Source organism: Salinispora sp. CH2A1_6, assembly GCF_056820975.1.
On record NZ_JBXEDG010000013.1, the window covers coordinates 310,404 to 333,051 of the forward strand.

15 protein-coding genes, 5 tRNA genes and 1 pseudogene are annotated in these 22,648 nt (G+C 70.7%); 13 read left to right on the forward strand and 8 right to left on the reverse strand.

Annotated elements, in window-relative coordinates; all coding sequences use genetic code 11:
- Position 1: 1 nt before the first annotated feature.
- Positions 2-670, reverse strand: a complete 669-nt coding sequence (locus tag AC1UKG_RS19370) for a 50S ribosomal protein L11 methyltransferase (protein WP_018814800.1) — start codon at positions 668-670, stop codon at positions 2-4.
- A gap of 419 nt (positions 671-1,089) precedes the next feature.
- Here AC1UKG_RS19370 and AC1UKG_RS19375 point away from each other — a divergent pair.
- The 3 genes and pseudogenes from AC1UKG_RS19375 (at position 1,090) to nhaA (ending at position 5,080) form a co-directional block, all read left to right on the forward strand.
- Positions 1,090-2,209: pseudogene (locus tag AC1UKG_RS19375) on the forward strand (IS630 family transposase).
- A gap of 239 nt (positions 2,210-2,448) precedes the next feature.
- A complete protein-coding gene (locus AC1UKG_RS19380; RefSeq protein ID WP_482642986.1) occupies positions 2,449-3,468 on the forward strand; it encodes a TerC family protein in 1,020 nt (339 codons plus the stop codon).
- Between the two features lie 310 nt (positions 3,469-3,778).
- Complete coding sequence (gene nhaA, locus AC1UKG_RS19385) at positions 3,779-5,080, forward strand: Na+/H+ antiporter NhaA (RefSeq protein ID WP_482642985.1); 1,302 nt, start codon at positions 3,779-3,781, stop codon at positions 5,078-5,080.
- A gap of 411 nt (positions 5,081-5,491) precedes the next feature.
- On the opposite strand, the gene AC1UKG_RS19390 is transcribed toward nhaA, so the two are convergent.
- A complete protein-coding gene (locus AC1UKG_RS19390; RefSeq protein WP_018733676.1) occupies positions 5,492-6,094 on the reverse strand; it encodes a TetR/AcrR family transcriptional regulator in 603 nt (200 codons plus the stop codon).
- A gap of 272 nt (positions 6,095-6,366) precedes the next feature.
- Here AC1UKG_RS19390 and AC1UKG_RS19395 point away from each other — a divergent pair.
- From AC1UKG_RS19395 to AC1UKG_RS19430, 8 genes are all read left to right on the forward strand, one after another.
- Positions 6,367-6,439: transfer RNA gene (locus AC1UKG_RS19395), tRNA-Gly, on the forward strand.
- 34 nt (positions 6,440-6,473) lie between these two features.
- Positions 6,474-6,544, forward strand: a tRNA-Cys gene (locus AC1UKG_RS19400).
- A 12-nt stretch (positions 6,545-6,556) separates the two neighbouring features.
- A tRNA-Val gene (locus AC1UKG_RS19405) sits at positions 6,557-6,631 on the forward strand.
- Positions 6,632-6,943: 312 nt separating this feature from the next.
- Positions 6,944-7,016 (forward strand) — tRNA-Gly (locus AC1UKG_RS19410).
- Positions 7,017-7,053: 37 nt separating this feature from the next.
- A tRNA-Val gene (locus tag AC1UKG_RS19415) sits at positions 7,054-7,125 on the forward strand.
- 381 nt (positions 7,126-7,506) lie between these two features.
- Positions 7,507-8,148, forward strand: a complete 642-nt coding sequence (locus AC1UKG_RS19420; RefSeq protein ID WP_018813761.1) for a hypothetical protein — start codon at positions 7,507-7,509, stop codon at positions 8,146-8,148.
- 62 nt (positions 8,149-8,210) lie between these two features.
- Positions 8,211-10,235: a discoidin domain-containing protein gene (locus AC1UKG_RS19425; protein ID WP_482642995.1), complete on the forward strand. Its 2,025-nt coding sequence runs from the start codon at positions 8,211-8,213 to the stop codon at positions 10,233-10,235.
- Between the two features lie 134 nt (positions 10,236-10,369).
- Complete coding sequence (locus AC1UKG_RS19430) at positions 10,370-11,362, forward strand: NAD-dependent epimerase/dehydratase family protein (protein WP_482642984.1); 993 nt, start codon at positions 10,370-10,372, stop codon at positions 11,360-11,362.
- 77 nt (positions 11,363-11,439) lie between these two features.
- Here AC1UKG_RS19430 and AC1UKG_RS19435 read toward each other — a convergent pair whose 3' ends face one another.
- On the reverse strand, positions 11,440-12,414 hold the full coding sequence (locus tag AC1UKG_RS19435) for an Acg family FMN-binding oxidoreductase (RefSeq protein ID WP_482642983.1): 975 nt from the start codon (positions 12,412-12,414) through the stop codon (positions 11,440-11,442).
- Between the two features lie 277 nt (positions 12,415-12,691).
- Here AC1UKG_RS19435 and AC1UKG_RS19440 point away from each other — a divergent pair, with 277 nt between their 5' ends.
- Complete coding sequence (locus tag AC1UKG_RS19440; RefSeq protein WP_018733529.1) at positions 12,692-13,330, forward strand: response regulator; 639 nt, start codon at positions 12,692-12,694, stop codon at positions 13,328-13,330.
- A 32-nt stretch (positions 13,331-13,362) separates the two neighbouring features.
- Here the strand turns inward: AC1UKG_RS19440 and AC1UKG_RS19445 are convergent, their stop codons facing one another.
- The gene (locus tag AC1UKG_RS19445) at positions 13,363-15,084 is read right to left on the reverse strand and encodes a GAF domain-containing sensor histidine kinase (protein ID WP_018743348.1); all 1,722 of its coding nucleotides are present in this window, start codon (positions 15,082-15,084) and stop codon (positions 13,363-13,365) included.
- Positions 15,085-15,127: 43 nt separating this feature from the next.
- Entirely contained in the window at positions 15,128-16,144 is a 1,017-nt protein-coding gene (locus tag AC1UKG_RS19450; protein WP_033663839.1) for an Acg family FMN-binding oxidoreductase, read from the reverse strand.
- Between the two features lie 296 nt (positions 16,145-16,440).
- On the opposite strand from AC1UKG_RS19450, the gene AC1UKG_RS19455 reads away from it, so the two are divergent.
- Entirely contained in the window at positions 16,441-18,333 is a 1,893-nt protein-coding gene (locus tag AC1UKG_RS19455) for a heavy metal translocating P-type ATPase (protein ID WP_482642982.1), read from the forward strand.
- A gap of 27 nt (positions 18,334-18,360) precedes the next feature.
- On the opposite strand, the gene AC1UKG_RS19460 is transcribed toward AC1UKG_RS19455, so the two are convergent.
- The 3 genes from AC1UKG_RS19460 to AC1UKG_RS19470 form a co-directional block, all read right to left on the reverse strand.
- Positions 18,361-19,215 carry a universal stress protein gene (locus AC1UKG_RS19460; protein ID WP_482643217.1) on the reverse strand — a complete coding sequence of 285 codons (855 nt, stop codon included), beginning with the start codon at positions 19,213-19,215 and terminating at the stop codon, positions 18,361-18,363.
- The gene (locus AC1UKG_RS19465; protein WP_482642981.1) at positions 19,212-21,614 is read right to left on the reverse strand and encodes a phosphoketolase family protein; all 2,403 of its coding nucleotides are present in this window, start codon (positions 21,612-21,614) and stop codon (positions 19,212-19,214) included. Before AC1UKG_RS19465 ends, AC1UKG_RS19460 begins: the two co-directional genes overlap by 4 nt.
- Positions 21,615-21,712: 98 nt before the next feature.
- On the reverse strand, positions 21,713-22,537 hold the full coding sequence (locus AC1UKG_RS19470; RefSeq protein WP_482642980.1) for a universal stress protein: 825 nt from the start codon (positions 22,535-22,537) through the stop codon (positions 21,713-21,715).
- Between the last annotated feature and the right edge of the window lie 111 nt (positions 22,538-22,648).

Consider the following 22,648-nt stretch of genomic DNA (forward strand, 5'->3'; position numbering starts at 1 on the left):
GCTAGCGGGCCGTTCCGGGCAGGCCGGCCCGCAGCCGCCACACCGTGGCACGCTTCACGCGTACGCTCTCCAGCGTCTCCGGCACCGGCACCTCGTAGCTGGCCAGCGGGTCGAAGCGGTCCCGGGGTAGGAACGCGCGCTCCGGGTCACCGACCAGCACCGTGGCCCCCGCGCGGGCGGCGGTGAGCAGGAAGCGGAGCATCCGCCTCGCCATCGCCGCGCTGTAGAACACGTCTCCGGCGAGTACGACCTCGGCATCGCCCGCGTCGCGGTCGAGGATGTCGGCCAGCTCGGCGTCGAGGCGTACCCCGTTGGCCTCGGCATTGACGGCGACGGCGGCGACGGCCAGCGGGTCGACCTCGACCGCGCGGACGGCGGTGGCGCCGGCCCGGGCCGCGGCGATGGCCACCAGCCCCGAGCCGGCGGCGAGGTCGAGCACCCGCCGCCCGGCGACCAGGTCCGGATGATCGATGACGTATCGGGCGAGGGCCTGCCCGCCGGCCCAGGGAAAGGCCCAGAAGGGCGGTGGTTGGTCGCTGCGGAACTCACCCTCGGTCAGTTCCCAGAGCCCGACCGCGTCGTCGGCCTGGTGGAGTCGCACCTCGGGAACGAAGGGGACCGGCGCGAGACGGGCGTGCAGTCGGACGAAGGCGCTGGCGAGTTCGGACACCGAGTGATTCTCCCGCAGCCGGACCGTCCGGGTTACGGCCCCGTCCGGCCCACTCCAAGCTAATCCTGAGCTGCGAAAACGCCAGCTAAAGATCATCGGGTACAGCCTAGCTCCGATCTTGGGCTCGGTAGCTACGCTGCCCGACACCGCCTGAGTTTCCGCAGGAGGTCACCGACCAGACCACGCGGCCGGTCCTTCTTCGGCAGCCAGTGCACGTAGGACGATGGCCAGTAGCACGTGCGCGTGGTTGGTGAGGAATGTCCACCCCGCGGTCCTCTACTCCGATTTACGTAGTTCGAGACACGAAACCAGCATCGCAAATCTTCTCCCTAGTGCCGTGACCACGAACGTTCACGGTGTTGGTTGACACGCCGTCTGGCCTGCCGGCCGGGCGGTGTCGTGGCGGTCAGGCTGTGGCGGTGGCAGAACTTGTTCGCGTTCGGCGGCTCAGTGACCAGGAGGGTGAGCAGCTGCTGAGGATCACTTGCCGGGGTAGCGGCTCGCCGATCCGTTTGCGGCGGTCGATGGTCGTGCTCGCTTCGGCTGGTGGGAACACGGTGCCGGCGATCGCTCGTCTCGTCCACGCCGATGAGGACACGATCCGGCAGGTCATCCACCGGTTCAACGAGATGGGGATGGCCAGCCTGGACCCTCGGTGGGCGGGTGGCCGTACCCGCCAGATCAGTAGCGACGAAGAGCAGCAGATCGTCGAGACGGCCAGCACCCGCTCCGAGAAGCTGGGGCGGGCTGTTCACCCGGTGGAGCATCCGCAAATTTGCCGACCACCTGTGCCTGCACGCGACCCGCCGTGTGCGGATAGGGCGGGAGCGGCTACGGCAGATCCTGCAGCGGCATTGGATCACCTTCCAGCGGACCAAGACGTGGAAGGAGTCCACCGATCCACACCGCGATGCCAAGCTCGCCCGGATCGAGCATGTGAGCAGCAGCTTCCCGCAGCGGGTGTTCGCCTTCGACGAGGGCGGGCCTCTGGTGATCCGCCCGCAGGCGGGCACTGGGTGGGCGCCCGCGGGCCGTCCGCACCGGTTGCCCGCGAACTACCACAAGCTGCACGGGGTCCGGCAGTTCCACGGCTGCTACAGCCTCGGTGATGACCAACTCTGGGGCGTCGTGCGCCGGCGCAAGAGCGCCGCGAACACCCTCGCCGCGCTCACATCGATCCGCGCCGCCCGACCGGATGGGGCACCGATCTACGTCATCCTGGACAACCTGTCCGCGCACAAGGGCCGCAAGATCCGCACGTGGGCGGCACGGAACAAAGTTGAGCTCTGCTTCACCACGACCTACGCCTCCTGGGCCAACCCCATCGAGGCTCAGTTCGGACCGCTACGCACCTTCGTCATCGCCGGCTCGAATCACCCCAACCACCCCGCCTTTACCCGGCGACTGCAGGCCTACCTGCGCTGGCGCAACGCCAACGCCCGCCACGCCGACGTCCTGGCCGCCCAACGCCGAGAACCCGCCCGCATCCGCAGCGAACGCCAACGACGCTGGGGCCAACCAGCTACCCGAGCAGCCTGACCCCAACACCGCGAACGTTCGTAGTCACGGCACTAGCCTTGACAGGCGAAGCATGCTTCGTGAATAATTCGTCGTAGTTCGAAGGGGAGTACCCGACGTTCCGCGCACCGCCGTCAGTACGAGTCCGGCCTACCCGGGTTCCGGTGGTGCAGCCACTGGTGCAGTGGCTTGGGGAGACCTTCGTCCAGCACCGGCCGGCCCTTGTGTGGGTCCGGCCAGGACGAAAGGTCTCCCCTGGCATGTCCGTGTCCTGGTGGGTCTGGGCCGTACTCATGTTCGCGGTTGCCGCGATGCTGGCAGTCGACCTGTTCCTGCATCGCGACAACCACGTCATCGGGTTCCGCGAGGCCGCGATCTGGTCTGGTATCTGGATCGTCGCCGGTCTGCTGTTCGGCGTGATCCTGTGGCTGTGGCAGGGTGGCGAGGTAGCCGGCACCTACTACGCCGGATACCTGATCGAGAAGGCGCTGTCGATCGACAACGTGTTCATCTTCGCGCTGATCTTCACCTACTTCGCCGTCCCCGCCGCCTTCCAACACAAGGTGCTGTTCTGGGGAGTCATCGGCGCCCTGGTGTTTCGGCTGGTGTTCATCATCGTCGGCGCGGAACTGCTGGAATCGTTCTTCTGGACCGCCTACGTGTTCGGTGTGTTCCTCATCTACACCGGCTACCAGATGGCATACCGCCACGGCGGGCAGACCCCGCCGGACCGCAACCCGGTCGTACGTCTGGTGCGCAAGGTGATCCCGACCGACCCGGCATATCACGGCGACAAGTTCTTCACCCGAATCAACGGCAAACGGGTGGCCACCCTGTTGTTCGTGGTGCTCATCGCGGTCGAGGCCACCGACCTGATCTTCGCCATGGACTCTGTGGCGACGATCTTGGCCATCACCACCAGCACCTTCATCGTCTGGACCGCCAACGCGTTCGCGATCCTCGGGCTGCGCAGCCTCTACTTCTGTCTCGCCGGGCTGCTGCGCCGCTTCGTGCACCTGCACTACGGACTTGCATTCCTGCTCACCTTCGCCGGCGTCAAGCTGATCCTGTCGGAGACCCCGGTCGGCAAACTCCCGATTCCGGTCACTCTCGGCGTCATCGTCGCCACGCTCACGGTGTCGATCGTATGGAGCCTGCACAGCACCCGCGGCACCACCACGGACGCCATCGATGCCGGCGAGCCGACTGACTCCGCCCCGGATTCGCGCACTGATCACCTCGAACGGTTGCCGACACCGCGACGAGGGGCACGGCGATGACGACGACCCCGCTGTTTGTCCGTCGAGCTGCCCACCACCGCGACCACCGATGTCGGGAACTATTCGACGCATGCCGCCGCGCAGCGGGCCGTGGGCTGCCTGCCCGGCCGACGGCCTTCCGGTCCGGCACGCCACCGTCGTCGGTGTCGACCTCGCCGTCCGGAAATGGACAAGCAACCGCCACGCCCGGCCCTCGCGAGCGAGGTGGGCAGCGACCCGGCGGCGAGGCCGAGCCGTACAGAGCTGCTCAGCCTCGCCGTGACACGTCCCTCGTGAGGCGCTGCCCCGTACCTACCAGACAGGAGGACCGATGGACGCCACCCGACGAGATCTCCCGCCCGGATCCGTCGTACGACGCCAGGCCGGCCGCATCGCCGATGTCCTGCGCGCGGAGACGACCGGCGGGGCGCTCCTGCTCGCCGGAGCCGTCATCGCGCTCATCTGGGCGAACTCGCCCGGATCCCCAGGCTACGACGCCATGCGCTCGTTCACTGTCGGTCCGACCTGGCTGCACCTGGATCTGTCGCTGGCGGCATGGGCCAAGGACGGCCTGCTGGCCATCTTTTTCTTCGTTGCCGGGCTGGAACTCAAACGCGAGTTCGTGACTGGTGAACTCCGGCAGCCGCGCCGCGCCGCGGTGCCCATCGCCGCCGCCGTCGGCGGTGTCCTGGCACCCGCAGCCGTGTACGTGCTGATCACCGCCGCCGCCGGAGCCGACGCCCTACGCGGCTGGGCCATCCCCGCCGCCACCGACATCGCCTTCGCCTTGGCGGTACTCGCCGTCATTGGCCGGCACCTGCCACCCGCCGTCCGGGTCTTCCTGCTCACCCTGGCCGTGGTGGACGACCTGATCGCCATCATGATCATCGCCGTTTTCTATACCGCCACCCTGTCGGTCACGCCGCTGTTGGCCAGCGCCCTACCGCTGGTTGCCTTCGCGATCTTGTTACGACGCCGGGTGACCTCCGCCTGGCTGCTTCTGCCGCTGGCTCTCACCGCCTGGGCACTCGTGCATGCCTCCGGGGTCCACGCCACCGTCGCCGGAGTTTTGCTCGCCCTCACCGTGCCCGCCCGCCCGCAGGCCCAGCACGAGCACACCGCCGTGCCCACCAGCCTGATCGAACGCTTCGAGCACACCGTCAAACCGGTCTCCGCTGGCCTGGCCGTACCTGTCTTCGCGTTGATGTCCGCCGGAGTTGCCATAGGCGGCCTGGGCGGACTGGTGTCCGCCCTCACCGATCCGGTCGCCATCGGCGTCATCGCCGGGCTCGTCATCGGCAAGCCCCTCGGCGTCGTCGCGGTCACCTGGCTCGTCACCCGCCTCACCCGAACAGGTCTCGGCACCGATCTGACCTGGACCCACATCACCGGTCTGTCCATGCTCGCCGGAATCGGCTTCACCGTCTCCCTGCTCATCGGTGAGCTCTCCTTCGCCGATGGCACCGGACGCCATGACCATGTGAAGATCGCCATTCTCACCGGCTCTCTGCTCGCCGCCGTCCTCGCCGCCGTCATCCTGCGTCGGTCCCACCGTGTCCACCGACACAGCAACGACGCGATAACCCGCGACCCCGAGCAGACCCGAGCCGGGGAGACGGCAGGGACCGCGTAGATTTCCGTGCTGACCTGGGTGTGGTCCTTCCTGGACAGGACGTCGATCCTGTCCAGGAAGGACCACGTCATGGCAGACCAAGAACAACGCTGCTCAGCTTCCTGAACCGACGTCGGCGGAGGCGGAGTTCGCGCAGCAGTTGGTCGAGCGGGCCAAGGCCGATGGAGTCTCGTTGGTCGGCCCGGGTGGGCTCCTCGCGGGGATCACCCGGACCGTCCTCGAATCAGCGCTCGGTGTGGAGCTGGATGCTCACCTCGACAAGGCCGGCGGTCAGACTCAGCAGCGGCGCGGGCGTAGCGGGAGCGGATCACCGGTGATCGTGGCGAGGTGGTTCCCCTGGCGGTACCTCCGGCCCGCCGGGGTTACGGCCTCGTCCGGCCCGCCGGAGTGGCGGCCCGCTGCGGGCCGCGCTCAGTCCAGCTGCGCCGGGTCGAGTCCCAGCTCCCGGGCGGTCACCAGGCGTACCCACTCGGTGAACTGGCGTCGGGAGATCACCCGGTCGTGCACCGCGAGCTGGACGGCGAGACCGTCCATCACGGCACTGATCCGCCACGCGGCGCCAGGCGGGTCGGCGCACTCGAAGGTGTGGTCGGCTACCCCGTCCGCGATCACCGTCGCCAGGTCCTGCCGCCAGCGCAGGTCCAGCCGGCGGGAGGTCTTCTCCAACTCCGGGGTACGCAGCGATTCGGCCCAGCCGTCGATCCACATTGCCCACGACGTGGGGCGGCCGGCGGGGGTGTAGAGCCGCACCAGTCGGCGGAGCTTGGCCAGCGGTGGGGCGCTGGAGCGCAGCACCGCGTCCAGCCGGGCCAGATCCTGCTCGACGGCGTACGCGAACGCCTCGGCGAGTAGCCGGTCCTTGGTGGCGAAATGGTAGAAGACCAGTGCCTGACTCACCCCGGCCGCCTGGGCCACGTCCGCGGTGCGGGTGTTCGCCAACCCGCGTTCCACGATCACGTCACAGGCGGTGCGCAGCAGGGCATCCAGGCGGATCTCGGCCGCACGTCTCGTCACGACCGCTACGGTAGTGCACCCGAACGGGTACGAGTTGGTACCACTCAGGGTGAATCTGTCCTACCGTAGTCGGAAGTAGGACAGTTACCCCGTGGTGCACCACGGGGCCCTTCGGTGTCGCATCACGGGGCACTTCGGTGATGTGGCTCGATCGGTCCAGGGTGGGTTCTGGCCCTGGCCGAGGTGCGGCGGGGGCGCGCCGAGGGGGTCGAGTTGGCAAGTGTTCACCGACTCGGCTAAAGTTCTCATCCGTCACCGGGAAGCCGGGACGTGCGGACGTAGCGCAGCTGGTAGCGCATCACCTTGCCAAGGTGAGGGTCGCGGGTTCGAATCCCGTCGTCCGCTCGGAGATGCCGCCACGTTTGACCGGGGGCAACCCGGTGGGGTGGCCGAGAGGCGAGGCAACGGCCTGCAAAGCCGTGTACGCGGGTTCAAATCCCGTCCCCACCTCAGCATCATCGAGGGCGATTGGCGCAGTGGGAGCGCGCTTCCTTGACACGGAAGAGGTCACTGGTTCAAACCCAGTATCGCCCACCAGTTGAGTCGGGCCCGACACCGTTGGTGTCGGGCCCGGAGTCTTTTGCCAGTGGTTCTCTCAACCCTGAGGTGATCAGATGCCACCGGCGGCGGCGAGGTCGGCCGGCGACGCGGGCCTCGGCCGAGGTGGCCGTGGTCTCGATCGACTTGTGGTGGCGTTGGCCCGTGCTGGGGTCGACCAGTTATGTGCGCGCGTCGTGTGGTTCGACTTCTGAGTGGCGCGTGCGGCCGGAAGGCTGGCCGGGGTGCCCGGCTCCAGCGATCTTGCCCTCGGGTAGAGTGAGCTCGTCGTCGGCGTGGTTTCGACGGCACGCGGACGTAGCGCAGCTGGTAGCGCATCACCTTGCCAAGGTGAGGGTCGCGGGTTCGAATCCCGTCGTCCGCTCGCGTGCTGCCCACCTGGTCCTGGGTTGTGGTGGCAAGGGCGATTGGCGCAGTGGGAGCGCGCTTCCTTGACACGGAAGAGGTCACTGGTTCAAACCCAGTATCGCCCACTCGTGACACTGGAACAGGTTGTCCATCCATAGATGGCTGTTTATTATTCCTGACCTGCTTCAAGGGACGTATCGGGCTTATCCCGGCGATCTACCTGGATGCGGCGGTCGTTCGGCCTTTCTGTCGTGCTGATCGCCACGTCGGGCCGCCTCGGTCTTTAATCGATGCTTATCAAGGTCGAAACAGTCCGTCGTTCGGCGCCGACTCGCCCGGCGGATATCCGTAATCTCGCGGACACCCGGCTGGGCAGCTCCGGGAGGCCTGCCTGCTACGGCCCACCGCCATCGACAGCTCCGCCCCACCTCGACAACCACCCTTCGGGAAAGCCATCGGCTGGCCGGTGTTGCCCACACCGATCCGACATCTGCTTTGGAGGAACGATGCCTGTCCTGTCCCGACGGCTGCGGCCACTGGTAGCGGTCGGCGTTGGCCTGACCCTCGCCGTGCTCCACGTGTCACCCGTGGCGGCTGCCGACACCGACGTCAACTTCGCCTGTGAGGCTCGGCCGCCCGTCGGCTCGCCACAGACCTTCGACCTGGCCGCCGGCATCGACGCGGTCGCCCCTGCCTCGGTCGCCGCCGGTGCCTCCTTCACCGTCGAACTCGCCCCCACCCCGATCACCGTCCCCAGCTCCGTAGGCGGGTTCACGGTGCAGCAGATCAAGGACCTCCAACTGTCGGTGCCTGTTCCGGCGAACGCGACCCTGACCGGACAGCAGATCTCCGGCGGTTCCGGGTTGGGAAGCGCACCGCCCACCGTGCACGTCGCCAACGGCAGGGTCGTCGTGACGATCCCCGGACCGATCGACGGCGGGAACACCTTCACCCCACCCATGCTGACGCTGACCATGACCGCCGGTGCCGCCGGCACGACCGTCGAGACGATGATCGCGGGCAGTAGCTACGATGATCCTGGCCTCACCTTCACCGCGCGAGTGCCGGTCTTCTTGCTCGTCATCGACGTCCCAACGTCGTGCTATCCCTCGCCCAGTCCGGTGCTCAGCTCCACGGCGATACTCTGATGGTGAGCCGAGCGACCCGTCGGCGATCTGCGGTGGGGAGCCGGGCGGTCCGTCGGCGATCGGTGGTGGCGACCGTCCTGCTCGCCGTGACCGCGCTGCTGCTCAGCACGGCGGCGCCCAGTGCGGCGGAGGAGTCCGACTGGTGGACGCCGACCGACCGGCCGGCGCCCGACTCCGCGATCGGGGTCACCGGAGCGCCGTTCACCGGCACCGACGCCGAGGGTCAGGTGCGCGGTTTCGTGGACGCGCACAACCACGTCATGTCCAACGAGGCCTTCGGTGGGCGGCTCCTCTGCGGCAAGCCCTTCTCCGACGGGGGCATTGCCGACGCGCTCAAGGACTGCCCGGAGCACTACCCCGACGGCTCCCTGGCCCTGTTCGACTTCCTCACCAACGGTGGTGACGGCCAGCACGACCCCGACGGCTGGCCGACGTTCGCGGACTGGCCGGCCCACGACTCGCAGACCCACCAGCAGAACTACTACGCCTGGATCGAGCGGGCCTGGCGTGGTGGCCAGCGGGTCATGGTCAACCACCTGGTCACCAACGGGGTCATCTGCTCGGTCTACTTCTTCAAGGACCGAAGCTGCGACGAGATGACCTCGATTCGGCTCCAGGCCGCCAAGACCTACGAGATGCAGGACTACATCGACCAGATGTACGGCGGTGCGGGGCAGGGATGGTTCCGCGTCGTCACCGACAGCGACCAGGCCCGTGAGGTCATCGCGCAGGGCAAGCTCGCCGTCGTCCTGGGGGTCGAGACATCCGAGCCGTTCGGGTGTAAACAGATCCTGGACATCGCCCAGTGCGACGAGGAGGACATCGATCGCGGGCTCGACGAGCTGCACGACCTCGGCGTACGCAGTGTGTTCCTGTGCCACAAGTTCGACAACGCGCTCTGCGGCGTCCGATTCGACACCGGGACCACCGGGATCGCGGTCAACGCCGGGCAGTTCCTGTCGACCGGGACCTTCTGGATGACGGAGGAGTGCCGGGGGCCGCAGCAGGACAACCCCATCGCCTCCGTGGACCTGCCCGGGCTGGGGGATCTGCTCCCGTCCGACGTCGAGATGCCGTCGTACTCGTCCGACGCGCGGTGCAACGTCCGCGGGCTGACCAACCTCGGCGAGTACGCGCTGCGGGGCCTGATGGACCGCAACATGATGGTGGAGATCGACCACATGAGCGTCAAGGCCACCGGCCGGGCCCTGGACATCTTCGAGTCCGTGTCGTACCCCGGTGTGGTCTCGTCGCACAGCTGGATGGACCTGCTCTGGAGCGAGCGGGTCTACCGACTCGGTGGGTTCATCACGCAGTACATGCACGGTGCCGAGCGGTTCATCAGGGACGCAGACCGGACGAAGGAGCTGCGCGACAGCTACGACGTCGGGTACGGCTTCGGTACCGACATGAACGGCTTCGGCAGCTGGCCCGGCCCCCGGGGTGTGGACACCTCGAACCCGGTCCAGTACCCGTACCAGTCCGCGCACGGCGGTGCCGTCATGGACCGGCAGACCACCGGTGACCGGACCTGGGACATCAATGCTGACGGTGCCGCCCACTACGGACTGGTGCCGGACTGGGTGGAGGAGATTCGGGTCCTGGGCGGTCAGGAGGTGGTGGACGACCTGCTGCGCGGCGCCGAGTCGTACCTCGGCACGTGGGGCGCCACGGAGGGCCACGCGCCCGGTGTCAACCTCGCCGCCGGGTCGTCCGCCTCGGCCAGCTCGACCGCGTGGTATCCGTTCACCACCTTCGCCCCCCGTCGCGCCGTGGACGGCGACCCGACGACCCGCTGGGCGAGCTGGTGGAGTGACGACCAGTGGCTGCGGCTGGATCTCGGCTCGGCGCAGCAGGTCCGACGGGTCACCCTGGAGTGGGCCGGCGAGTACGCCAAGGCGTACCGGATCGAGGTGAGCGCCGACGGCAACTCCTGGCAGACCGTGGCCTCCATATCGGATGGCGATGGTGGTCTGGATACGGCGTTCTTCGACCCGACGTCGGTTCGCTACGTCCGCGTCCAGGGTCAGGAGCGCGGAACCGACTGGGGCTATTCGCTGAAGGAGGTTGGCGTCCACGCCAGCTGAGCTCGCGGTCCGCCGCGCCGGGCACGGGCCGCGCCGGACGCGCGGTCCGTGCCCGGGACCGCTTCTGCCGTCAGCAGAACTGCTGACGGCAGAACTCGGTAGGCGCAGCCTGCGCGGGCCAGCACGGTGGAGGCATGAGATTGCTGGTGTTGGGTGGTACGGGATTTGTCGGCGGGGCGGTGGTCGGTGCGGGGCTGCGCCGGGGGTGGGAGGTGACGGTGTTCAACCGGGGCCGCCACGGGACGACGCCGGCCGGCGTGCGGCGGCTCCGGGGTGACCGGACCGCACCGGGCGGGCTGGCCGCGCTCGCCGGCCAGGAGTGGGATCTGGTCGTCGACACCTGGGATGGGGCACCGCGGGCCGCCAGGGATTCGGCACTGGCGCTGGCCGGGCAGGTCGGACGCTACGGCTACGTCTCCAGTGGGTCGGTCTACGCCGAGCCGGTGGCGTTGGGGTCGGCGGAGGACGCTCCGGTCGTCGACGCCGCGCCCGACGCTGTCGAGGGCGACTACGCGCCCAACAAGGCCGGCGCCGAGCGGGCCGTCCGGGAGGTCTACGGCGAGCGGGCGCTGATCGCCCGGGCCGGCCTGATCCTCGGGCCGGGTGAGGACATCGGTCGGTTGCCGTGGTGGCTGCGGCGGACCGCCCGCGGCGGTGCCGTGCTGGCGCCCGGCCCGGCCGACCTCGCCCTGCAGTACGTTGACGTCCGCGACCTGGCGGCGTTCCTGCTCGACCCGAAGGTGCCCGGCGGGACGTTCAACGTGGTCAGCCGTACCGGGCACGCGACGATGGGGGAGTTGCTCGCCGCCTGTGTGGCGGTGACGGAGGCTGATGCCCGGCTGCGCTGGATCGAACCGGAGCGGATTCTGGCAGCGGGCGTGGTGCCCTGGAACGATTTGCCGATCTGGATTCCGGCCGGTCATCCCTACCGCTGGATGCAGGAGCGCGACGTGCGGGCCGCGTACGCCGCCGGGCTGGTGTGCCGCCCGGTGACCGACACCGTGGCCGACACCTGGTCCTGGCTGCGGGCGGTTGGCGTGGTGCCGCCTCGCGCGGGCCGTCCACAACGCGCCCCGGTGGGCCTGGACCCGGCCCGGGAGGCGGCGCTGCTGTCGGCCGGACGCTGACCGCGCACCGCGGGTCGGCCGGCGGGCTCGGGCGGCCAGCCGGTCAGAGCGGCCAGCCGGTCAGAGCGGCTGGACGGTCAGAGCTGGGGGACGGTCAGGTCGAGCACCTCGTCGACCTGACGGCGGGGGGTGGGCCAGCCGGGCTGGCCGTACCCGATCCGCATCACCATCTGTGGGGTGCCAAAGCGGCCCAGCGATAGCCGAAGCTGCTCCCGGGCGGTTGGTACCTCGATGGGTTGGGACAGCATCGACACGGAGAGCCCGGCGTCCGTGGCGGTGAGCAGCGTGCGTTGTAGGGCCTGGCCGGCGATGACCTGGTCGACGGCGGTGTTGCCGGGGCCGCCGAGCACCGCGACGAGGGGTTCCGGCTCGAAGTCACGGCCGGGGGCGCGTTCCCGGCCGCCGAAGGCGCGCGCCGGCAGCAGGTCCTGCGGCTCGAACGGCGGGCCGCTGGCGGTCGCGGGCACCCCGTCGGGGGCCTCGTCGTGGTGGACCCACTTCTCCTGCTCGGCGCGGTATGCCGGGTTGCGCTCCAGCACCCGGTGGGCGCCCCGGGCGATCTCAGCGAACGCGTTCACCGCGCTCGTACCGACCAGAAGCTCCAGCCAGCACTCCTCGGCCCGGGCCGCCTCGGTGAGCCGCCACCGGGCATCGGTGGGCACCGGGTCGGGCTGGAAGGGGGCGCGGTTGCTGAACCGGCGGGGGATCGCCGCGTGGAGGGCCTGCTCGATCGGGGTGCAGCGGCGCGGCACGTCCGGGACCAGCCGGGCCACCACGTCGGGCTCGGCCGGGTACGGACGCAGCCGTACGGCCGCCGGTGTCTCCGCGACGGCCAGGGCGAGCCGGAGGTTGAACAGCGCCGCCCCGGCGGCGATGCGGATCCCCCAGCCGTTCGGGTCGGTGGCGGGCAGCCGTCGGGACGGGTCGGCCAGCACCTCGATTCCGCCGTCGCGCAGGCGGAACCGCCACGGCTGCGTGTTGTGCAGGGATGGGGCACGGATGGCGTCGGCCGCGGCGGCACGTAGCTGCGCTACGGTGTAGTGAGTGTCCATGGTGTCGCTCCCCTCCGTTGGCGCGCCACGTCTGCTGCTTCGTCCACCGTCTCCCAGGCGAGGCCCGGGAGCCCAGGGCCGGATGTCCCTTCTCTGCGGGACCGACCGTCCTGCCCCGGCTCGGGGGTTTCCGGTGCTCGCGTTTCCGGCCCCGCTGTCCGCATTGTCGCGCTTGCTGGTTCCTACTGAGTGGGAAACACCGGGCAGGTGTCCCGGCCGGGGTGGGTCGGGACCTTCGACCCCTGCAGAAGAGCCGCCGGCAGGGTAGAAACAAGGGATGATCCGCGTGTACCTACTCGATGACCATGAAGTCGTCCGCCGTGGCCTCGCCGACCTCCTCACGGCCAGCGGCGACATCGAGGTCGTCGGCGAGTCCGGCCTGGCGCAGGAGGCGGCCCGTCGCATCCCCGCGCTCCGGCCCGACGTGGCGATCCTTGACGCGCGGCTGCCCGACGGCAACGGCATCGACGTGTGTCGGGACATCCGGGCCCTGGACTCGTCGATCAAGGGCTTGATTCTCACCTCGTACGAGGACGACGAGGCGCTCTTCGCGGCGATCATGGCCGGTGCGGCCGGCTACGTGCTCAAGCAGATCCGCGGGACCGATCTGGTGGACGCGGTCCGGCGGGTGGCCGCCGGGCAGTCGCTGCTCGACCCCGCGATCACCACCCGGGTGCTGGAGCGGATCCGCAGCGGCGTCGAGCAGCCCCGGGAGCTGAAGTCCCTGACCGAGCAGGAACGGCGGATCCTGGAGTACGTGGCCGAGGGGCTCACCAACCGCGAGATCGCCGGCAAGATGTTCCTCGCCGAGAAGACCGTGAAGAACTACGTCTCCAGCATGCTGGCGAAGCTCGGCCTGGAGCGGCGGACGCAGGCAGCCGTACTCGCCACCCGTCTGCTGGGCAAGACCAACTGACTCGGCGGGGTTGATCCGGTGCCGCTGGCGGCTCAGCTGTCCAGCGGCACGGACCAGTGCAGCCGGGTGCCGTGCGGGTGCTCCGGCCGCACCTCAAAGACCCCGCCGTGGCGCTCGGCACGTTCGCGCAGGTTGACCAGCCCGCCCCGGGCGGCGGCCGGATCGCAGCCGAGCCCGTCGTCGGTGACGGTCACCGAAACCTGACCGGCCGCCACCCGGACGGTGACCGCGACGCGCTGGGCCCGGGCATGGCGTACCGCGTTCGACAGCGCCTCCCGCAGCACGGCCGTGAGATCGGGACGCAGCGCGTCCGAGACGGCGCTGTCGATCGGGCCGGCCAGCTCCAACGCGGGTCGGAAACCCAGCGATTCGGCAGCGTCCTCGACCGCCTCGCGGATCTCCGAGCGCAGCTGCGCGGTCATCGGTGTGCGCAGCTCGAAGATGGTGCGACGGATGTCCTTGATCGTGGCGTCCAGGTCGTCCACCGCCGCGTTGATCCGGTTGGCGAGCTCGGGGCGGGTGCTCATCGGCACCGCGCTCTGCAACTGCAGGCCGGTGGCGAACAACCGCTGAATCACCACGTCGTGCAGGTCCCGGGCGATCCGCTCGCGGTCCTCCAGGACCACCAGCAGTTCCCGCTCCTCCTGGCCCCGGGCCCGCTCCATGGCCAGCGCGGCCTGCGCGGCGAAGCTGCCGAGCAGCGCCAGGTCGTCCTCGCTCGTCTCATCGTGATCAGCGCTGTACGCCACCACCAGCACGCCGTGCAGGGTGTCCGCGGTCGCCAGTGGGGAGAGCACCGCCGGCCCGGTGTCCAACAGCGCCGGCCAGGGCGCGGCGTGGGCGAGGTCCGCCACCCGGTCGTGCCGGCCATGGATGACGGCGGCACCGAAACTGGTGTCGGCGGCGGGTAGGACGGTGCCGACCAGGGCAGCGGCCTGCTCCCCCGCACCGTCAACCACGTCCACGGTGAAGGTGTCGGCGCCGGGGTCGTAGAGCAGCACCAGCGCCAGCTCCGCCTCGGCGACCTCCCGGGCACGCCGCGCCACCAGCGACAACGCGTCGTTACGGCGGACCTCGCCGAGCAGTAGCGTGGTGATCTCGGCGGCGGCGGCCAGCCACCGCTCCCGCCGGTGCGCCAGCTCGTAGAGGCGGGCGTTCTCGATCGCCACCCCAGCCGCGGCGGCCAGCGCCACCACGATCTCCTCGTCGTCCTCGGTGAACTCGGCCGCCTCCCGCTTCTCGGCCAGGTAGAGGTTGCCGAAGACCTGGTCCCGGATCCGCACCGGGACCCCGAGGAAGCTGCGCATCGGTGGGTGGTGCGGCGGGAAACCGTAGGAGGCGGGGTGCTGGGTGATGTCGGGCATCCGCACCGGGCGCGGATCGTCGATCAACAGGCCGAGGACGCCCCGACCGTGTGGCAGCTCACCGATCTTGGCGCGCTGCTCGTCATCGATCCCGTGGATGACGAAGTCGTGCAACGCCCGGTCCCGGCCGAGGACGCCGAGTGCGCCGTAGCGGGCTCCGGCCAGCTCGCAGGCCGCCTCGACGATGCGTTGCAGCGTGCTACGCAGGTCGAGGTCGGTGCTGATGCCGACCACCGCGTCGAGTAGGGCCCGTAGCCGTTCCCGGCTGGTGACCACCTGGCTGACCCGCTCCAGCATCTCCTGCAGCAGCTCGTCCAGGTGGACCCGGGACAACGGGGTCAGCCCAAGCGAAGGGGTGGCGTGCGGTTCGTGTTCGGGACTGGGCGTCACCCGGCTGATGCTAACGCCGCCGATCAGGGACGTGACACGCCCGTCAGGTTCCGTCGACCGCTGAGGTGTCCACCACCTGCTCCACCGCGAGCCGCGGCGTGTGCGGCGGCCCGGCCTGCGTCGGATCCGCGCGGCCCAGGCGCAGCACGAGATACGGATGTCCCATACCGGCCAGCACCCCGCGCAGCTCCGCGCGGGTGCCCGGCACCTCGATCACTCCGCTCAGCGGCACCACCGAGACGCCCAGCCGGGTCGCCGTGAGCCAACCCGCCGACAGTGCCTCACCGGCCCGCAACCAGGTGCTGGGCTCGTCCTCGTCGCCGTAGAGCAGCGCGTACGCGGCTTCCTGGTCATGACCGGGCCCCACCGGCAGCGTGCCGGCCCGGCCGAAGTCCCGGCCGGGCACGGTGGTCTGTGGAGGTGACTCCGGCAACACCGCCGGCGGCAGACCGACGTTGTCGGCCCGGCTGGTCCAGTAGGCCAGCTCCGCGCGCAGCCGGGGGTCCTCCGACTCCACGGTGTCGGCCTGAGACGCGGCGGTCGCCAGCTGCAACACCTGGTCCCGGTCGAGTTGCTCCAGCCGGACCCCTTCGGCGGTGGCCGCCTCAGTGATCTCGGTGAGGGCCGAGTCGGTGATCGGTTCGTCACCGACCGGTCGGCGGTCGGTGTGCCGGATGCGCATGCACTGCACCAGGTGCATCGCCTCGGGGTCCGTCCCCACCCGGGTCAGGCCGGTGAGCCGGGCCAGCAGGTCCGGATCAGCCGGGTCGGGGGTCCGCTCCACCGCATCCGGGTCGGGGATCCGCTCCACCACCGCCCGCCACCCCTCGGCGGCCAGCGCGACCCGGGCGTGGTGCAGCGCCGCACCGCAGCTTAGGACGAGCAGCCGCCCCTCCGGGTCGGTGGCGGTGAGCTGCCGGTCGCGGACCACCCGCAGCTCCAGCGCGTCGGGCCGGACCCGCCACCGCCACGGTTGGGTGTTGTGCACCGAGGGGGCGCGACCGGCGGTCGCGGCGGCCTGCGCGAGCGCGGTGGTCAGCGCGTGGTCCGTCTGGCTCATGCTCTCGACCCTTCCCTCGAAACACATCGTGCCGCACCCGGAGCGCACCCGGGTGCCGTTGCCGATCCATCCTGCGACATTCGCCCGCCGAGCACACGGGGCGCAGGTCCCGTCGCCGCCGGACCATTCGACCCGGGTGATGCACTGGGCACCTCGGTGGCCCGCCGGAACGGCACTTGACCCGGTGTGGGTCGGTGACGAGTGCCCACCGCGGTGACCCGCTGGATCGAATTTGACCCGGTGTGGGTTCGGTGATGCACCGCCCACCCGGCCGACCCACTGGGACGATTTCGGGGATGGCGGCGGAGCCGGAGTGTGTGCCCGAGCAACCGGCGCGGTCCGGGCCGGGCGGCCGGCTGCTCTGGGCGCCGCTGGTCGGGCTGACCGTGCTGGTGCTCGCTGGCGTGGCGGCGCGGCTCGCCGGCCGGCCCGGCCTCGCTGAACTGCTCTGGGCCGCCGCCACGGTGGCCACGCTGGTGCCGGCCGCGGGGTCGATGCTGCGCGAGCTCTGGCACCGGCGGTACGGCGTTGACATCATCGCCGTCCTCGCGCTGGCGGGCGCGCTCGTCGTGGCGGAGTACCTGGCCGGGGCGGTGATCGCGGTGATGGTGGCCACCGGCCGGACGCTGGAGGCGTACGCCCAGGGCCGGGCGACCCGTGACCTCCGCGCGCTGCTCGCGCACGCGCCGCGTACCGCGCGCCGACGCGCCCCGGACGGGACGATCGAGGTGGTCCCGGCCGACCAGGTTGTCGCCGGTGACGAACTGCTGGTCGGCCCTGGCGACGTGGTGCCGGTGGACGGGCAGCTCGCGGCGGCGGCCACGCTCGACGAGTCGGTGGTGACGGGAGAGTCGCGGCTGGTCCAACGTGCCTCAGGGAACCGGGTGGGCAGCGGCGTGGTGAACGCCGGTGCCGCCTTCGGGCTGCGGGCGACCGCGGACGCGGCCTCCAGCACGTACGCCGGGATCGTGCGGCTGGCCCGGGAGGCCACCGCGCAGAAGGCGCCGACGGTCCGGCTGGCCGACCGGTACGCCGTCGCCTTCGTTCCGTTCACCCTGCTGCTCGCCGGGCTGGGCTGGCTGGTCTCCGGCGACCTGGTCCGGGCGGTGGCGGTCCTGGTGGTGGCCACGCCCTGCCCACTGCTGCTGGCCACCCCGATCGCCATCGTCTCCGGCCTGTCCCGTACCGCCCGGCGGGGGGTCCTGGTCCGCGACGGCGGCTCCCTCGAACTGCTCGGCCGGGCCCGCACCCTGCTGGTGGACAAGACCGGAACCCTGACCGCCGGCCGGCCCCAGGTGGCCGAGGCGGTCCCGGCGCCGGGGACGACGGCCGACGAGGTGCTGCGCCTCGCCGCCTCCGTGGAGCAGCTCTCCCCACATGTGCTGGCCACCGCCCTGGTGGAGGGGGCGCGGGAGCGAGAGCTCGGCCTCGCCGAGCCGGAGGGGGTCACCGAGGACCCAGGCCGGGGCGTACGCGGGCGGGTGGAGGGCCGTGACCTATGGGTGGGGCAGCTCGACAGCACACCGCCACAGTGGGCGGCCTCGGCCCGGGAGCGCGCCGAGGAGGCCGGGCACTCGCTGGTGTGGGTCGGCGGGGCGCAGGGGCCGCTCGGCGTGATCCTGCTGGCGGACCCGGTCCGGTCCGATGCGTCGCGTACCGTCGGCCGGCTGCGGGCGGCGGGGCTACGCCGGATCGTCATGGTCACCGGTGACCGGCCGGCCATCGCCAGCCGGGTGGCCCGAGAGGTCGGGGTGGATGACGTCCTCGCCCGCTGCACACCGGCCGAGAAGGCGGACCGGGTCCGTGCCGAGGTGGACCAGGCGGTCACGGTGATGGTGGGGGACGGGGTGAACGACGCCCCCGCCCTGGCCACCGCGGATGTCGGCGTGGCGATGGGCGCCACCGGGGCCACCGCGTCGGCGGATGTCGCCGACGCGGTGCTCACCGTTGACCGGCTGGAGCGCCTGGCCGACGCCGTGGAGATCGCCCGCTACGCGCGCCGCATCGCCGTGCAGAGCGCCACGGTGGGCATGGGGCTCGCCGTGCTGGCCATGTTCGTCGCCGCCCTCGGACGGCTGCCGCCGGTGGCCGGCGCCTTCCTTCAGGAGGGCATCGACGTGCTGGTGATCCTCAACGCGTTGCGCGCCCTGCTCGGCCCGGGCACCCTGACCAGCCTCCGCCGGCGGTGACCAGCCTCAGCGTGACGGTGACCAGTCTCAGCGTTCGCGGACCACGGCGACCGGGGAGTGCGCGTGGTGCAGCAGTTGTTGGCTCACCGAGCCGAGCAGCATCCCGGCCAGACCACCGCGGCCTCGGCTGCCGACCACGACCAGCTGGGCGTTGCGGCTGGCCGTCACGAGCAGCTCGGTCGGATTGCCCTTGGCCACCTCCACCGTGATCTGCAGATCCGGGAACGCTCGCCGCCACCGGGCCAGTGCCTCCTCCAACTCGGCGCGGACCGTCTGGGCATCCGGGGCGGACGGCGGACGCGGACCTGGCGACGGACGCCATGCGCGCAGCACGTGCAGCGTTACCTTCCGGGCGGCGGCCTGCTCGACGGCGAAGCCCAGGGCGAGCAGCGACGGCTCCGAGCCGTCCACCCCGGCCACGACGTGCCCGGTCTGCCCCCGGCGGTCGGCATCCCCGCGGACCACCACCACCGGGCAGTGGGCGTGCGCGGCCACCGATCCCGCCGTCGAGCCGACCAGCAGGCCGGCGAAGCCGCCGAGCCCGCGCGAACCGACTACCAGCAGGCCGGCCCGCGCCGAGAGCTCCTGGAGCACCAGCGCGGGCGGCCCCTCGTACAGCTCACCGGTGACGGTCAGCTCCGGGCGGGTCGCATCCGCCGCGGCCTGCCGGACCAGCTTCTCCGCCTGCCGCCGCGCGGTGTCGTCGGGCCAGATGCTGGGCCCCCCACCAGGGCCGGTCCACCCGGCCATGGTGAGCCACTCGAAGACGTACGCGAGGTGCACCGACCGCCCGCTCCGGGCGGCCTCGGCCCGGGCCCACTCCTGGGCCCGGGCCGCGTCCGGCGAGCCGTCGTAGCCGACCAGGATCTCGGCTCCGTTCACTGATACTCGCCCAGGCCGGCGTTCGTCTCGCGGACCCACCGCCACTGCGCCACCCGCGGGTCGTCGGCGCCGTGCTTGCGGGTGTAGTCCCGGCACGACTGGCGGGCGTCCACCATCTCCTGTCGCAGGTGCGCCGCCCGCGCGCCGAGCCCGGGTACCCGGTCGATCACGTCGATGACCAGGTGGAACCGGTCCAGGTCGTTGAGCATCACCATGTCGAACGGAGTGGTGGTGGTGCCCTCCTCCTTGTAGCCGCGAACGTGCAGGTTGGAGTGGTTGGTCCGCCGGTAGGTCAGGCGGTGGATGAGCCACGGGTAGCCGTGGTACGCGAAGATGATCGGCTTGTCGGTGGTGAAGATGGTGTCGAACTCCGAGTCCGGCAGCCCGTGCGGGTGCTCGCTCGACGGTTGCAGCCGCATCAGGTCCACCACGTTGACCACCCGGACCTTCAGCTCGGGCAGGTGCTGGTGTAACAGGTCGACCGCCGCGAGGGTTTCCAGCGTCGGGACGTCCCCGGCGCAGGCGAGCACCACGTCCGGCTCCGTACCAACGTCGTTGCTGGCCCAGTCCCAGATGCCGATCCCGCGCCGGCAGTGCAGGACCGCCTCCTCCATCGACAGCCAGCTCGGTGTGGGTTGCTTCCCCGCGACGACCACGTTGATGTAGTGCCGGCTGCGTAGGCAGTGGCTCATCGTGGAGAGCAGGGTGTTCCCGTCCGGTGGCAGGTAGACCCGGACCACCTCGGCCTTCTTGTTCACGACGTGGTCGATGAAGCCCGGATCCTGGTGCGAGAAGCCGTTGTGGTCCTGCCGCCAGACGTGGCTGGAGAGCAGGTAGTTCAGCGAGGCCACCGGCTGCCGCCAGGGGATGCCCCGGGTCACCTTCAGCCACTTGGCGTGCTGATTGACCATCGAGTCAACGATGTGGATGAACGCCTCGTAGCTGGTGAAGAGGCCGTGCCGGCCGGTCAGCAGGTACCCCTCCAGCCAGCCCTGGCAGAGGTGCTCGGAGAGCACCTCCATGACCCGACCGTCGGGGGCGAGGTGCTCATCCCCGGGTACGGTGGCCGCCACCCAGGCCCGGTCGGTGACCTCGAAGGCGGCGCCGAGCCGGTTGGAGGCCACCTCGTCCGGGCCGAAGAGCCGGAACGTCTCCGGGTTCGCGGAGATGACATCGCGGATCCAGCTGCCGAGGGTGCCGGTGGCGCTGGTGACCGCCGTACCGGGGCGTGGCACGTCGACCGCGTAGTCGCGGAAGTCGGGCAGGACCAGATCACGCAGCACCTGCCCGCCGTTGGCGACCGGGTTGGCGCTCATCCGGCGGTCGCCCTTCGGCGGCAGCGCCAACAGCTCGGCCACCGGCGCCCCGGTCGCGTCGAAGAGCTCCTCCGGGCGGTAGCTGCGCAGCCAACGCTCCAACTCGGCCAGGTGCTGCGGGTTCTGGCGCACCTGCGGCAGCGGAACCTGGTGGGCGCGGTGGGTGCCCTCCACCCGGTTGTCGTCGACCTCGCGCGGGCCGGTCCAGCCCTTCGGTGTACGGAGCACGATCATCGGCCAGCGCGGGCGCTCGACCCGGCCACCGGAGCGGGCTTGTCGTTGGATGGCGGCGATCTCGTCCAGCGCCCGATCCATGGTCGCGGCGAGCGCCTGGTGCACCGTGGCCGGATCGTCCCCGGCCACCAGGTACGGCTCGTGACCGTACCCGCGCATCAGATCCAGCAGGTCGGACTCGGGGAGCCGGTCCAACACCGTCGGGTTGGCGATCTTGTAGCCGTTGAGGTGCAGGATGGGCAGCACCGCGCCGTCGCGGGCCGGGTTCAGGAACACGTTCGACAGCCAGCTACCGGCCAACGGCCCGGTCTCCGCCTCACCGTCGCCGATCACGCACGCGACCAGCAGGTCCGGATTGTCGAACGCGGCACCGTAGGCGTGGCTGAGCGCGTACCCGAGCTCACCCCCCTCGTGAATCGATCCCGGCACCTCCGCGGCGACGTGGCTGGGAATGCCGCCGGGGAAGGAGAACTGGCAGAAGAGCTGGGCCATACCGGCCTCGTCCTGGCAGGTGCCGTGGTAGAGCTCGCTCCAGGTGCCCTCCAGCCAGGTGTTCGCCACGAGCGCGGGACCGCCGTGGCCGGGACCGGTGATGTAGATGGCGTTCAGGTCACGGGCGACGATGACCCGGTTGAGGTGCGCGTAGAGCAGGTTCAGGCCGGGGCTGGTGCCCCAGTGCCCGAGGAGCCGTGGCTTGATGTGTTCCACGGTGAGCGGCTCACGCAGCAGCGGGTTGCTCCGGAGGTAGATCTGCCCGACCGTGAGGTAGTTCGCCGCCCGCCAGTACGCGTCCAGTCGACGCAGTTCGTCTTCGGTCAGTGGGCTGTGCTGGGCGGTTGCGATGTTCATGGTTACCTGAGCCTCTCGGTCGGGTGTGGCGCATCCGGGGCGTTGTGCTTAGCCTCGCCGACGGCTACCGCCGGGTTAAGAGGCGTTGGTCCCGGGCCTCACGGACTGTCTGCCGGGGCGAGTCCTCGCACCACCACCGTGGGCGTGGGCGAGTGGTAGAGCATGGCCTGACAGGCCGAGCCGATCATTCCTCGGCCGGGCTGTTGGCCGCGGGCCGCTATCACCACCAGCTGGGCGGACCGGGACTGCTCGACCAGGACATCGCCCGGAGCGCCCCGGACGGTGTGGCATTCCACCGGCACGCCCGGTTCTGGGCCGCCGACCTCGGCCACCGCGTCGGCGAGGATCGCCGGTGCGTCGTCGTGGCCGCGCTCCACCACCCGGACGGCGACCAGGCGGCCGGCCCGCCGGGCAGCGCAGTCGAACGCCCACTTCAGAGCCTGCCGGGAGCTGACCGAGCCGTCCACTCCGACCAGCACCGGCCCCTTTGTCGGCGGTTCGCGGCGGGTCACCAGCACCGGGCAGCCGGCCTGGGTGACGAGCTGCACCGCCGGCGTGTCGGCGGGGAGGGAACAGCCGAGCTGTCGGGTACTCATGCCGCTGTCGCCAACGGCGACCAGGAAGGCCGTCTCTGACCTGCGGATCAGCGGCTGCACCCGGGAGCCCTCGGCGATCTCGTGACCTACCGGCAGCGTCTCCTCGACCGTCCGGGCGACCTTGACGGCACGATCGAGGAGTTCCGCGGCCTCGTCGTGCGTGCCGACGACCGACTCCGCCGCGAAGGCTGCCCCCCAGTCGAAGGTGTGGATCAGCTGTAGGGGATGCGCGAACGCGGCCGCTTCCCGCGCGGCGAGCTCGACCAGCGGCAGGTCCCGTTCCGAGCCGACCCCGACGAGCACCGGCGCGTCGTTGGCTGCGGCCATGTCGGCATCACCTCCGCGGGAGTCGCCCCCGGCCTCCGTCCCGAGGCTAGTCCGGGCAGCGCGGCGCCGGGGTGGGATCGGTGCAGCGCGCGTGGCCGGGATTGCCGGCAC

Bases quoted from the DNA above. Each gene is read 5' to 3' on its own strand.
- AC1UKG_RS19440 (WP_018733529.1), top strand. From the start codon at position 12,692: ATGATCCGCGTGTACCTACTCGATGACCATGAAGTCGTCCGCCGTGGC.
- nhaA (WP_482642985.1), top strand. From the start codon at position 3,779: ATGGACGCCACCCGACGAGATCTCCCGCCCGGATCCGTCGTACGACGC.
- AC1UKG_RS19435 (WP_482642983.1), bottom strand. From the start codon at position 12,414: ATGGACACTCACTACACCGTAGCGCAGCTACGTGCCGCCGCGGCCGAC.
- AC1UKG_RS19380 (WP_482642986.1), top strand. From the start codon at position 2,449: ATGTCCGTGTCCTGGTGGGTCTGGGCCGTACTCATGTTCGCGGTTGCC.
- AC1UKG_RS19470 (WP_482642980.1), bottom strand. From the start codon at position 22,537: ATGGCCGCAGCCAACGACGCGCCGGTGCTCGTCGGGGTCGGCTCGGAA.
- AC1UKG_RS19455 (WP_482642982.1), top strand. From the start codon at position 16,441: ATGGCGGCGGAGCCGGAGTGTGTGCCCGAGCAACCGGCGCGGTCCGGG.
- AC1UKG_RS19465 (WP_482642981.1), bottom strand. From the start codon at position 21,614: ATGAACATCGCAACCGCCCAGCACAGCCCACTGACCGAAGACGAACTG.
- AC1UKG_RS19420 (WP_018813761.1), top strand. From the start codon at position 7,507: ATGCCTGTCCTGTCCCGACGGCTGCGGCCACTGGTAGCGGTCGGCGTT.
- AC1UKG_RS19430 (WP_482642984.1), top strand. From the start codon at position 10,370: ATGAGATTGCTGGTGTTGGGTGGTACGGGATTTGTCGGCGGGGCGGTG.
- AC1UKG_RS19450 (WP_033663839.1), bottom strand. From the start codon at position 16,144: ATGAGCCAGACGGACCACGCGCTGACCACCGCGCTCGCGCAGGCCGCC.